The following is a 14916-nucleotide window of genomic DNA, read 5'->3' on the forward strand; positions in this document are numbered from 1 at the left end:
ATTTTATGAAGTTTATTATGCTTATAAAGTTTATGGTAGATTTCTTTTACTAAATCTCATAAACTCAATAAACAGAATAATTTTACTTATTGAATTCTGTTTTTAACTTATTTGCTTTTGTTTTATCTTTAATCTTAGTCAAATATAAATTATATAATTTTTGAAAAGTAGTTTTTGAATTTCCAATAGCGTGTGCTTTCTTGTAATTTAACTCAGCTTTTGAAAATCTTTTAAAATATTCATCAATATATCCTCTGGACAAATAACCATCAACTGGTGATAGCGACATTAATTCATTAGCATAGCGTTGCGCCTTTTTCTCACTCCCTCCAAAAAGTCCAGGTACTTGCAAATAATATTCAATCAATGCCCATCGAGCTTCTAGATGATTTGGATTAAGAAGTAGTACTTTTTCAAATGACTTTCGCATATCTCCTATTAGCTGAATCGCAACCCACTTCCCTTCTTCTTTTGATTTTAAACCCAAAATTCCACCATATCTATAATAATAATTAGCTTCTTTTGGTTTTAGATTTTTTAGCGTTTGATAATAATTTATTGCACTATCCCAATCTTTTAAATGAATACCTATATCGCCAAGATATTCGATAGTTTTAATATTATTGGGTGATTCTTTAAGTATGGCTTCAAAAATTGGTTTTGCTTCACTAAATTTTTCTTGTGCAAACAAATTTTCTGCTTTATCAAAATTAGTCTGTGAGAAAACAATAGCAGGCATTAAAAAAAGTAAAAAAAGGAATTTTTTCATCTTATATCAAATCGTCATTGACTAACACAAATGTAGTTTATTATAGGTATTACTATAAACATTCATTAAAAAAAAGGATTGGTATAAAATCATAAGCTAAAAAATAGTTTAAAATTTTTCATGATTTTTTTGTAAGTGATAAAAACACCCTATTTTATTTTGTTGATACAAAAAATCTAATAAAGAATTCATTACTACCGTTTATACATATTATTGTTATTAAAAAATTAAAATGTAAATAATTGAACAAGGGCTATTTAGCTTTTACACTATTTAAAATGTTGAAAAATTTGTGAAAAAGTGCATTTAAACGAGAATTAGCGTTAAACATCCATTTTAGTTTATGTCCTCAAAGATAAATTTTAGTTTTACCAAACAAATTTACGTCTTAACCTACAAAAGAATCAATTTGATTAATTTTCTTTTTAAAGAAAGAAATCACAAATCGTTATATTATGGAAAAAAAATACACACATTTCTCTGAATTACAGACAGATTTTTTTAGAAAAAAATTTAGTATTAATAATACTAACTTACTAAAATCTAACCAAAAATTTAAATCTCATAAACATTCTTGGATAGCATCTGCAATTTTCCTTATGACATTTTTATTTTCACAGAGTTCTATTGGACAAGTCACCCTATTCCAGTTTAATTTTGAAAATACCGCAATTGTGACCACAAATAATGTCACAGGTTTACCAACATTTACAAGTAACGGAACAGGAACTCCTGCCTACAGTACCACAACACCATGTCAAGGCGCAAGAATGCTTACTGCTAATAATTGGGATACAGATGACTATGAACGATTTACAGTCAATACAACAGGTTTTGCCAATATGAGTTTTTCATTTTGTAACAGGACAGACGCAATTGCAATAGGCACTTTTATAGTAAGGGTTAGTGCAGATGCAGGTGCAAATTGGACTACAGTCTTGATGACTTATACTCCAACCACAAATAACAATACTCTCATCACAAGTACTTTTCCAGCTGTAGCAAATAATGAAACTATTGTTTGGATTGAAATTTATAAAACGGGACTTACCAATCCAAACAATGCAAGAACACTATTTATTGATGCTGCAACCTTAACAGGGTACCGTATTCCAACCCTAACAAGTTTTACTCCAACAACAGCTTGCGCTGGTCAAAGTATAGTCATCACGGGAACCAATTTTACCGGAGCTACTGCTGTTAATTTTAATGGCGTAGCTGCTACTTCCTATGTTGTTAATAGTGCTACTCAAATTACTGCTGTTGTTCCATCTGGAATAACAGCAGGCAAAATTACCGTTACAACCCCTGGAGGCACTGCTACTAGTACGGGTAATTTTACACCTGTTGCCACTAATACTTCTGGAACAGCTTCTTCTACGCCAGAATTATGTGTTAATACTGCATTAAGTGCCGCTATTACTCATACAACAACAGGAGCTACGGGCATTGGTTCGCCAACAAATCTACCTTCAGGAGTAACCGCTTCATGGTCTTCAAATACAATAATTATTAACGGAACACCAACAGTCGCTGGAATTTTTAATTATAGTATTCCTCTAACTGGAGGCTGTAGAAGTGTAAATGCTATTGGAACAATAACTGTAAATGGAACTGTGGGAATACCAACAGTAATAACAATTGCATCTGGCACAGAACCTAGTTGTCAATTAACAAACGGAACAACAACGACTAGCTATACAACTACTGCAACAAATAATTCTGGTTTTAACTGGAGCTTGAGCAATAGCACAGCTGGAACTATAAATGCGACAACTGGGGTTATGACTTGGGCAAATGGTTTTTCGGGAACAGTTGATATCCAAGTAACGGCAAATGGTTGTAACGGTCCGACTGCTCAAGTTATCCGAACGGTAACCGTTGCGCCAACTGTTGGAATGCCAACTGTTATAACATTTCTGGCAGGAACAGAACCTACTTGTCAATTAACGAACGCAACAACTACGACCTCGTACGCTACTACCGCTGCAAACAATACTGGTTTTAATTGGAGTTTGAGTAATGGATCGGCGGGAAGTATTGGAGCTACTACAGGAGTGATTAATTGGGCCAATGGCTTTTCTGGCATAGTAGACATTCAAGTAACTGCTAATGGGTGTAATGGTCCATCTCTACAAGTTATCCGAACCGTACTTATTACGGCAAACAACAGTGTTGGAGTTGCATCTAGTACGCCAAATGTGTGTATTAATACCGCATTAATCAATATTACGCATACTACTTCAAATACAACAGGAATTGACACACCAATAAATTTACCAACAGGAGTAACAGCAACATGGGCTTCAGGCAGTATTACTATTAGTGGGACACCTTCGGTTTCAGGAACTTTTAATTATACTATTCCTTTAGTTGATGGTTGCGGAAATGCCGCTGCCACAGGAACCATTACCGTTGAAAACCCAGTTGGTGCAGCAGGTGCAATTTCGGGCGTAGCTACTGTTTGCCAAGGACAAAATGCTGTGGTATATTCCGTAGCTGCTATTGCCAATGCTACTAGTTACACTTGGACCGTATCTTCTGGCGCCTCTATAATTACTGGTGCAAATACAAATTCTATCTCAGTTAATTATAGTGCTTCTGCTGTCTCAGGAAACATTACAGTTTATGGTACAAATCAATGTGGAAACGGAACAGTTTCAAACTTTCCAATTATTGTAAATCCATTACCAAACGCTGCCGGGAATATCTCAGGAGCAACAACAGTTTGTCAAGGACAAAGCAGCGTTATGTATTCGGTAGCTACTATAGCTAACGCGACCAATTACAATTGGACACTACCTTCTGGAGCTTCAATAACTTCTGGAGCAGGAACTAATACTATTTATGTTAGTTATGATATGACTGCCGTATCTGGAGATATTATTGTAATTGGTACAAATAGTTGTGGTAACGGAATAATTTCAGAAACTTATCCAATTACAGTTAGTATTACACCTTCAATTACAACAAATTATTCTACTACAATTTGTAGTGATGGCATCGCGACTGTTATTCCAGTTACTGGTGGAGGAAATATTATTCCAACAGGAACAACATATTCTTGGGGATTGCCTTCTGTTACGGGAGGAGTTATTGGAGCTATTGCACTAAGTAACCAAACTACTTTTGCTCAAGTGTTATCAAATCCAACTAATGTACAACAAACAGCTTCTTACAATGTCACCGCTTCCACGAATGGTTGTAGTGCAAGTACCTTCTCAGTATTAGTATATATAAATCCTAAACCTACGATTGACATAGCTACAGGGACTTCTAATCAATCTATTTGTTCTGGTGCTAGTATGGTTCCGATTACGTTTTACAATCCAAATGCCGTAGCAGGCACTTTAGATTATAATTGGACGAGAAATTCTATTGCTGGTGTTACAGGGATGAGCACAAGCGGAACTGGACCTACAATTTCAGGAAGTTTATCTAATACTTCAAGTATACCACAAACCATTATATTTACCGTAACGGCTACCTCAGAAGATAATTGTATTTCCAATCCGTTTACTGTGAGTGTGGTGGTAAATCCAACACCTACTGTTACGGTTACTAATAACATCCAAAACATTTGTTCTGAAAGTGGCATTACTCCAATAAGTATAAATCCTTTAAATGCCGTTTCCGGAACAATCTACAGTTGGACCAGCAACAACCCAAATGTAACTGGAATTCTTAACGGAAGCGGTACTGCAATTTCAGGAAGTTTAACCAACGCAACCAATAGCGATCAATCTACAATTTTCACCATTAGTGCTACGGCGAATGGTTGTACCATTAATACTGTAGGAACAGCTACGATTACAGTAAAGCCAAAACCAATAATTACAGTCGTAAATCCTGCTGCTCAAATTTTATGTGGTGGAATTGCTATAAACCCAATACTATATTCATCAAATGTAACAGGCACTACTTTTGGTTGGACAAGAGACACAGCTTTAACCGGTATGCCAACTACTGGTTCTGGAAGTAATATAAGTGGCACTTTAAATAATTTTACTAATGCGAATTTAACGGTAACTTTTACCATTACGGCAAATGTAAATGGATGCAACGCTATCACAACGGTTCAGATAATTGTTAAGCCAACGCCACAAGTTGTTGCTACACCAAGCACTCAAAGTAAATGTAACGCTTTGGCCATGACAGCTATCAACCTCACAAATCCTAATAATGTTACCGGAACCACCTATGGTTGGACAAGAGACAACACGACGGCGCTAACGGGAATAGCAAATTCTGGTTCAGGAAATAGTATTACCGGTACTTTAACAAATACAACTGCGAGCACACAAACCACTACTTTTACAATAACGGCTACTGCTGCTAACGGTTGTTCAAGCACAACAACGGCTTCGGCAACAATATACGCGCCTTTGAGTGCACCAATAATTGGTTCCTCTCAAACGTCATGTTTATTTTCAACGCCAAGCCAATTATTCAGCATAACTCCTGTTAATGGTGGTTCGGGAGTATACACCTATCAATGGCAACGAAGTGACGATAATGTTACTTACACAAATATCCCTGGTGCAACAACTAGTAATTATCAGCCAGGTTTGTTAGGTTTTGGAGCTGACAACACATTTTACAGATTAGTTGTAACTAATATATGTGGTTCTGTAACCAGTAACATAGTTGTTGTAGAAGTGGTAAGTAATGTAGGGTTTTCTTTTGGAGTGGATGACGATTTAAATGGGGCTATTTGTCCTGGCAGTACGTTCTCTCCTTCCTTAAACTCTTTCCATTTTAGAACCTCAGCTGTTCGATTTAGATGGTCTGCTGATTCTGCTTATATAACTCCTGGATCTGGTGGTCCAGTAGGAACCACTGGTGGAGCAGTCTTTCTTATTAGAACATCTTCTGCAACTATCGGTCCGCTTACCGTTCAAAATAATACAAATGCAACGGTAACCACTCAACTATCCATTACTCCAGATGTATATAATTATCCTGGACCACCATCAGGTGCATTCATCTGTAGCACTTCACCACAAATTATTAATGTAACTATTTTTCCAAAACCTGTCGCTACAGCAACAATTCCAGCCACTACGATTTGTAACGGAACACCTTCTAATATAAACATCCAAGGTAACATTACCGATGCCACTATGTCATTTGCTTGGAGTAGAAATAACACTACCAATGTTACGGGTGCAACATCTGGAAATTCAGGAAACATTGCTGCTGGCGGAAGTTTTACGATCACAACTAATTTAACTAACACCACTGCAGTTACACAAATTGTAAAATATACTATTACGCCCTCTTCTAATGGTTGTACTGGAGCAGCAATAACGATTGACGTAATTGTGGCACCAAATTCTACTCCAGGTGTTGTAGCAACAAGTCAAACGATTTGTTACGGTGGTGATCCAGCTGCCTTTACAGTAACTACTGCAGCTACAGGATTAAATCTTACCTATCAATGGCAAAAAAGCACTGACAGTGTTAACTATATAGATATTTCTGGTGCTACAAACGCAACTTATAATGAGCCAGGACCAGTGAATCAAACTACTTGGTACAGAAGAGTTGTCTTTTCCACAGTGAATGGAACCGTTTGTTCTTCTTTTAACACGACTCCAATTGTGGTTACAGTAAATACCATTAACCCTGGTACTATAGGTACAAATCAAACTATTTGCAGTGGTGGAAATCCAGCACCATTTACAAGCGTTCCGGCGACAGGTTCTGGTGTGATAACTTACCAATGGCAAAGTAATACTATAGGATGCTTGAGCACATGGAACATCATAAGTGGTGCTACTTTCGAAAGTTATGATGTCCCTGCAGGATTATTGCTTACTACTTATTACCAAAGAATTGCCTACACGACTTTAAATAGCACTACCTGTTCAGACGTCAGTAATTGTGTAGTAGTGTATGTCAACAACGTAACTGGAGGAACTGTTGGCTCAGATCAAACATTATGCGGAAACAACCCTGCTGCTTTTACAGAAATTACTCCTTCAACGGGTTCTGGCATGCTTACTTATCAATGGCAATCGAGCACCACAGGATGTTTTAATTGGTCTCCACTATCAGGTGCAACGGCCTCTACGTATGATGTCCCAGCGGGATTAGCAGTTACCACATCTTATCAAAGAATTACATATTCTACTTTAAATTTTATAGCATGTTCCGCTGTAAGCAATTGCATTACGGTTACGGTAAATACAGTTACAGCAGGAGCCATTAGCGGAAACAAAACGATATGCAATGGTGGTGATCCATCAGCATTTACCGAGACTATTGCAGCTACAGGAATGAACCTCACCTACCAATGGCAAGTAAATACAACTGGAGGAGCCGGGCCTTGGAATGATATTTCTGGAGCTACAAATGCAACTTACGATGCACCCGGACCAATAAATCGCGACTCTTACTTCAGAAGAGTGGTAACAACTGTTGTCAACGGCGTAAGTTGTTCTGCTGACTCGAATTTTCTAACTGTCTTTGTCAACAATGTGACAGCTTCTGTAATTAGTGGCAACCAAAATGTTTGTGGTGGTACTGATAATCCAAATGCATTTACTCTAACGACACCAGCTAGCGGCAAAAGTACCCTAACTTATCAATGGCAAAGCAGTACAACTGGATGCTCTGGCCCATGGACCGATATTCCGTCTGCTAATGCTGCTACTTACGATTCGCCATCAGTAACACAAACCACTTATTTCCATGTAAGAGTTACCTCTACATTAAATGGTGAAGCCTGTAGTGATTTTAGTAATTGTGTAGAAATTACTTCATTCGGAAAAGTGTGGACCGGTGCTGCAATTTCGGCAAACACAGACTGGAACAACGGTTTAAACTGGAACCCGAACGGTGTACCAAATAATACACATTGTGTAATCATACCAAACGTTACAAACAAACCTATTATCTCTGGGACAAATTATGAAGCTGAAGTGCACAGTCTTACCATCTTGGCAAATTCAAGTTTACAAGTTACTTCCACTAATAATATCACAGTGACTGATTTTGTAAATGTAAATCCTACTGCAAACTTTGTAATTCAAAATAATGCTAGTTTAATTCAGGTTAATGATTCCGCAATAAATAATGGTCATATATCCTACACCCGTACTTCAAGACCAATGACTCGTTGGGGTTATGTATATTGGGGTTCACCTGTGGTAGAAAACATTTTTGCGCAAATTCCAAGTCAGTTTGACCTTAAATACAGATGGCAAGCTGGAACTTTGAATGGAGCTTGGTTACCGTTGGCTTCAACAACGCAAGGCGAAGGATTTATAACAAGAGTTAAAAATATTGCACCGTTCAGTAGCGGCTTAGGAACAATTAATTTTACTTTTAATGGTACTCCAGGAAATGGTTTAATAAATGTAAACGTTGATAGTTATGATGCAACAACATTAACTTCGGCGGGGAACACCATGCTTTTGGCCAACCCTTATCCGAGTGCTTTAGATGCAACTAAATTCTTAACTCATTCAAACAACACAGAATTAGGGGGAACATTATTCTTTTGGACCTCAGTGACATTATATTCCGGAACGGGTCCTTACGCCTATGTTGACTACGCAAGCTGGAACTTATCGGGCGGCGTTGGAACTTCTCCAGCAAGTGCTCCAAGTACTTTAAGTTTAAAACCCAGTGGTAAAATTGCAGCAGGACAAGGCTTCTTTGCTCAGGTTTTTGCAGATGGAACTATTTCATTTAACAATCAAATGCGCGGTCCGAATTTCAACAATCAATTTTTTAGAACGACGAACAGTACTACCAGCTCCGATTCTGAAAACAATAGAATTTGGTTGAACCTTTACAGCGATACTACTTTCAGACAAATGATGGTAAACTATAAAGAAGAAGCAACTAACGGCATTGACAGGTTATACGATGGAAACAGTTTGACGAGCAATGAGATTAATATTTATTCAATAGCAGAAGATCGAAATTTAGTTATTCAAGGAAGAGCACTGCCATTTGATCAAAATGATATCGTTCCATTGGGTTACCGAATAACAAATGCAGGTCAATATTCAATTGCTATTGATGAATTGGATGGACTATTTACAGAAAATCAAAATATTTATTTACGTGACAAATTGTTAAATATTGATCACGACTTAAAAACATCCGCTTATTCATTTAATGCTAGTGCGGGAACAGTTGATACTAGATTTGAACTTGTATATGTTACAAATACATTGGGTACAAATGGCCCAAGTGCCGACGCATCAACATTTGCGTCGATCACTGACAATATAATTAAAATAACATCGAGCGAACTAATTAAAGGAATTAGCATTTATGATATTTCAGGAAAACTGATTAACAAATATGATTTGAAAGAATTTAAAAATCAATTTACAGATGTTTTCAATTATCCTAATGGCGTTTATATTGCTAAAATTACATTGGATACTGATTTGATAGTAACTAAAAAGTTGTTGAATTAATAAGTTGGTTGCAACTATAGACTACCATCAATTAGTTGCAGTTTGTCACACTGAGCTTGTCGAAGTGCTAAAAAAAGGTCATCGACAGGCTCAGACTGACATTTTCGGATGTAATTGGATTAGTAATAAGCTAAAACTCTATTTTCCATTAAATCAATGATGATTATTCCCAACGGGTTATCTGTATTTAAATAAAAATCCGTCCAAAGTCATTCTTGGACGGATTTTTTATTAGAATACCAGCACATCAGAACTTTTTATAGAAATACGTACCATTAAAAATAAAAAAAATCCGTCCTGATGAATCATCAAAACGGATTTAAATAATTTAAAAAATTTTGTATTACGATTTAGGAACGTCCACGATAGTCATTTCGTCTACAATATTTTTGGCTCCCGATAAATTCTCAATTACCCAAAGGACATAACGAATATCAACATTGATTGTTCTTTGTAGTTTTTTATCAAAAATAACATCACCGGCCATTGCTTCGATGTTACCGTCAAATGCAAGTCCAATAAGTTCTCCTTTTCCGTTTAGTACTGGAGAACCCGAATTTCCTCCTGTAATGTCATTATCTGTAAGGAAGTTTACGTGAAGTGAACCGTCTTTATCAGCGTATCTGCCGTACTCTTTGTTTTTGTTCATTTCAATAACTTTAACAGGCAGATCGAATTCCTGATCTCCCTTTTTATACTTTTTCACTTGTCCATCAAGGGTAGTATAATTATTGATTTTGGCATCATTCTTCTTGTCTGCTGGCAAAGCACGAACTTTCCCATAAGTTAGACGTAAAGTAGAGTTAGCATCTGGGTATTTTATTTCTCCGATTTTTGATTCTCTTAAACCTTCTACCAATAAACGGAACGCACCAGCGTAATCGTCTTGAGCCTTTGTAATTTCGTCTGATTTTGTATTGTAATGCGTCAACATATCATTTGACAAAGCATATATTGGATCATTGTCCAACTGCCCTTGTGTTGGATATTGCAAAAATGCTTTCACCTTCTCTAAAGAGGTAAACAAACTCAGGTCAAACATAGCGTTTACATCTTTAGTAAAATCACTGTTATTTCCAGTTGCCAATTTCTCCACCATCGGAGCAATTTTGTATCCAATAGATTTCGTCGAATACAACTTTAATTGTGCTGCCAACAAGTCTCTTTCAGCTGGAATATGTAGATTTTCAAATGTATTTGTAGCTGCATCTAAAATACCAGGTAACATTTGAGCGCGTTTTGTTGCATCCGCCTTCACGTAATTATCCAACTGTCTTCCTAATGTTCTTCCAATAGTTGCGAATGAGGTTGTTCTGAACATTTGTTGCATATAATTATCGTGTCTTGATTTTTCGTTTGTCAATCCGTAAAAATTATTAATAGTTGCAACAACTTTACCATATTTTACTTTGTTTTCTGATTTGTTTGCCCATGTATTAAATTTGGCTTCTTGCGCCGCTTTTGTTTTGGCGGTTCCAAATTTACTCAACGCATCAATCATTCCTTGACGGTTTTTCCAGTAGTTGGCTGTTGACGCGAATTTTGACGCGTATACTAAGTTTAAATCATCACTTTGATTCATGTATTTTTTCATGTTATCCATTCCGGTTTTCGCCCCTTCAACCCATGCAGGATAAGCAAATTTTACGTTTTGCTCAATTCCAGCCGCCGGCATCCATCGGTTTGTTCTACCTGGATAACCTAAAATCATGGCGAAATCATTTTCTTTTACACCATCAATATTTACAGGCAAATGGTACTTTGCTTTTAAGGGTACATTGCTCTCTGAATACGCTGCTGGATTTCCATCTTTATCCGCGTAAACTCGAAACATAGAAAAATCTCCAGTATGACGTGGCCAAACCCAGTTATCGGTATCTCCACCAAATTTGCCAATACTTTCAGAAGGTGTACCGACTAAACGTACATCTCTATAGTCTTGGTAAACAAAATAATAATATTCATTACCTTGAAAAAACGGACGTACCGAAACCGTGAACTTCCCACCCTCATTATTTTCTTTTTCAATAACGGCGATTTCTTGATTGATGGCTTTTTCTCTTTCGGCTTCTGTCATTTTATCATTTACTTTTGATAAAATGCGTTTAGAAACATCGTCCATACGCACAAAGAAACGCACATACAACGAGGAAGGCTTCATTTCTTCTTTAGTACTTTTTGCCCAAAATCCATTTTTTAGAATGTTATTTTGACTAGTTGACATTTCCGCGATAGCGTCATATCCACAGTGGTGATTGGTTAAGACCAAACTTTCTTTAGAAACAATTTCAGCCGTACATCCTCCGTTAAATTGAACGATTGCATCTTTCAAACTGTTATTGTTAATACTGTAAATTTCTTGGGGTGTTAATTGCAAGCCCATTTTCTGCATGTCGCGGTGGTTTAAACGCTCAATAAACATAAGGAACCACATTCCTTCGTCGGCTTTCATGCTCATTGGCATTAAGAATATCCCGACGATAAGAGATAAAATAATTTTCTTCATTTCAATTATAAATTAGGGATTAGATTGACTGCAACAAGTCGGTCATTTTCTAAACTTGTTACAGTAAGAAGTGTTAAAAAATGTTAAAAAATTAGATATTTTTTAATCTTTAAATTTATGTCAAAAAAAAGCTACTCGTATGAATAGCTCTTAAAATTGAATTGTGATCCTTTTACAAACCGTGACTGTTTTCAGGTTCCTCAGTATCAATGTTTAGCATTTCCCAAAGTTTATCTTTTAACTCTGTTAAACCTTGTTGGGCAACTGATGAAATAAACATAAACGGAATTCCTTTAATTTCTTTTTTTAACTGCGCGTTTAGTTCGGCTTTTAATTCATCATCAAGCATATCGCATTTAGAAACTACAAGTAATTTGTCCTTATCTAACATATCGGGGTTGTAACGGCGTAATTCATCTAACAGAATTTCATATTCCTTTTTGATATCATCAGCATCAGCGGGAACTAAGAATAATAATGTTGAATTGCGCTCGATATGTCTCAAAAAGTAATGTCCCAAACCTTTTCCTTCGGCGGCACCCTCAATAATTCCAGGAATATCGGCCATGATAAACGACTTAAATTCGCGGTATGCTACAATTCCTAAATTAGGTTTTAAAGTTGTAAACGGATAATCCGCAATCTTTGGTTTTGCCGAAGTCAGCACCGAAAGTAAAGTCGATTTTCCTGCATTAGGGAAACCTACTAAACCGACATCGGCCAACACTTTTAATTCTAGGATAACATCCAATTCTTCAGACGGCATTCCGGGTTGCGCATAACGAGGTGTTTGATTGGTTGAACTTCTGAAATTCCAGTTACCCAATCCGCCTTTTCCGCCTTTTGCCAATATTCGTTCTTCTCCGTGTTCTGTAATTTCAAAGAGAATTTCATCCGTTTCTTTATCTCGAACGACTGTTCCTAACGGAACCTCAATCGTTTTATCTTCACCATCGTGACCCGTACTTCTTGAACTTCCTCCGTCGCCACCGTATCCGGCTTTGACGTGACGCGCAAACTTCAGGTGGAACAAGGTCCAAAGCCCTTTATTTCCTTTTAAAGTCACGTGTCCACCACGACCCCCGTCTCCACCATCAGGACCACCTTTTTCAATAAATTTTTCTCTGTGTAAATGCGAAGAACCTTTTCCTCCTTTTCCGGAAGAAACATATATTTTTACGTAATCTACAAAATTTCCTTCTGTCATTTTTTTTAGTGTTCAGTGTTCAATGATAAGTGTTCAGTAAATTTTTTTTGCTTACTGTAAACTGACCACTGACAACTATTCCATAATTGCTTTCACAAGCACTTTATCAATCTTTGCGCCATCCATATCGATGACTTCTAATTCAAATTTGTTCCAAAACAATTTCTCTCCCTGTCTTGGAATTTTACCCATTTCAGTCATTAACAATCCGCTTACGGTCGTCACTTCATAATCGTTGGTCAGTTCATCCATGTCAAAATAGGTTAAGAAATCATGCAGTGAATATAGGCCATCAACAAGCCAAGATCCATCTTCACGAGCAATTAACTGGTATTCATCTTCATCAAAATCTGAAGCATCTCCAACCAAAGCTTCTAAGATATCATTCAGCGTAATTATTCCTTGAAAAACTCCGTATTCATCGGTGACAAATGCATAATGCACTTTCGATTTCTTAAAATTTTCTAATGCTTTATAAGCCGAAGTGTGTTCAATCAAATAAACTGGTTCTTTAGTGATCGACTTTAAATCGAAGTTTCCTTGTTCAAAGTTAGCAAACAAATCTTTTAGCAAAACTATGCCTTCAACGTCGTCCATGTTGTTGTCCTTGCAAACTGGGTAAATGGAATGCAATTCATTCAGAACCTTAGATTTCAATTTATCAAAACCGTCTTCGTAAGAAAGAAACACAATAGATTTTCGATGGGTCATCAATGATTTAATTTTTCGGTCACCAATATGAAAAACACGCTCTACAATATCTTGCTCAATTTCCTGAACCTCCCCACCTTCTGTTCCTTCTTTTATTATGGCTTTGATTTCTTCTTCAGTTACTTTACCGTCAGCCGTTGGTTTTATATTCAACAATTTTAATAATCCATCCGTAGATATGGTCAATAACCAAATAAAAGGTGCGGTTACCTGTGAAATAATTTTCATCGGAACTGCAACCGCTTTCGCAATACTTTCAGGGTGATTTAAGCCGATTCTTTTGGGTAACAATTCGCCTAAAACTAAAGAAAAAAAAGTTAATATTACCACCACAATACCAACAGAAATAGTATCTGCATAGGACTTTAAACTCGCGAAACCTTCAACAAAAAGTCGTACATCTGTCGTAATTTTATCCCCAGAATAAATACCTGTCAGAATTCCAATTAGCGTAATCCCAATTTGAACTGTTGAAAGAAATTTGTTTGGTGAATTGGCTAAATCTAAAGCAACTTTAGCATTGGTGTTTCCTTTTTTTGCTGCTGTTTCCAGGCGGTTTTTACGCGCCGAAATCAAAGCGATTTCAGACATGGAAAAAACGCCGTTAAGTAGTATTAAAAAAAGTATAATGAGTATTTCCATATGTTTTGTTTCAAGTTTGAGGTTTCAAGTTTCAAGTTGTTACCTGAAACTAAAAACTATAAACCGTCGATTACTTTACTTAAGCGTTGTGTAACTTCGTCAATCGAACCAATGCCGTTAACTGCGTAAAATTTACCTTGTGTTTTGTAATAATCCATTAAAGGAGCTGTTTTTTGGTTGTATTCATCGTAACGGTTTCTAATCTTTTCTTCGTCTTGATCGTCTGGTCTACCTGAGGTTTTTCCTCTTTCCAATAAACGGGCAACTAAAATAGTATCATCCGCTTCTAAAGCAACTGTAGCAGTGATATTTTGCTTTTTTGATTTTAAAAATAGATCCAAAGACTGAGCTTGTGCAATCGTTCGTGGAAAACCATCAAAAAGAAATCCAGCAGAATTTGGATTTTTATCCACTTCGCTTTCCAACATTTTAATCGTAACTTCATCTGGAACCAAATCGCCCTTATCGATGAACGTTTTAGCCAGTTTACCTAAATCGGTATCATTTTTAATATTGAATCTGAAAATATCTCCCGTCGAAAGATGGGTCAGATTGTATTTTTCTTTTAAAAAGTCAGCTTGTGTGCCTTTTCCTGCACCTGGTTTTCCGAAAAGAACGATGTTAATCATTTTACTATTTT

6 protein-coding genes are annotated in these 14916 nt (G+C 36.6%); 1 reads left to right on the forward strand and 5 read right to left on the reverse strand.

Annotated elements, in window-relative coordinates:
- Window positions 1–82: 82 nt before the first annotated feature.
- Window positions 83–769 (reverse strand): tetratricopeptide repeat protein, encoded by a 687-nt coding sequence (locus tag PSU83_RS13340; RefSeq protein ID WP_300590042.1) that lies wholly within the window; start codon window positions 767–769, stop codon window positions 83–85.
- A gap of 599 nt (window positions 770–1368) precedes the next feature.
- On the opposite strand from PSU83_RS13340, the gene PSU83_RS13345 reads away from it, so the two are divergent.
- A complete protein-coding gene (locus PSU83_RS13345; RefSeq protein WP_300590043.1) occupies window positions 1369–9210 on the forward strand; it encodes a PKD-like domain-containing protein in 7842 nt (2613 codons plus the stop codon).
- Window positions 9211–9553: 343 nt separating this feature from the next.
- Here the strand turns inward: PSU83_RS13345 and PSU83_RS13350 are convergent, their stop codons facing one another.
- The 4 genes from PSU83_RS13350 to PSU83_RS13365 form a co-directional block, all read right to left on the reverse strand.
- Window positions 9554–11716 carry a S46 family peptidase gene (locus tag PSU83_RS13350; protein ID WP_300590044.1) on the reverse strand — a complete coding sequence of 721 codons (2163 nt, stop codon included), beginning with the start codon at window positions 11714–11716 and terminating at the stop codon, window positions 9554–9556.
- Window positions 11717–11888: 172 nt separating this feature from the next.
- The gene (gene obgE / locus PSU83_RS13355; protein WP_300590045.1) at window positions 11889–12923 is read right to left on the reverse strand and encodes a GTPase ObgE; all 1035 of its coding nucleotides are present in this window, start codon (window positions 12921–12923) and stop codon (window positions 11889–11891) included.
- A 75-nt stretch (window positions 12924–12998) separates the two neighbouring features.
- The gene (locus PSU83_RS13360) at window positions 12999–14276 is read right to left on the reverse strand and encodes a hemolysin family protein (RefSeq protein ID WP_300590046.1); all 1278 of its coding nucleotides are present in this window, start codon (window positions 14274–14276) and stop codon (window positions 12999–13001) included.
- A 56-nt stretch (window positions 14277–14332) separates the two neighbouring features.
- Window positions 14333–14905, reverse strand: coding sequence for an adenylate kinase (locus PSU83_RS13365; RefSeq protein ID WP_300590047.1), 573 nt, complete (start codon window positions 14903–14905; stop codon window positions 14333–14335).
- Window positions 14906–14916: the final 11 nt, after the last annotated feature.

Source organism: Flavobacterium sp., assembly GCF_029945805.1.
Lineage (GTDB): Bacteria > Bacteroidota > Bacteroidia > Flavobacteriales > Flavobacteriaceae > Flavobacterium.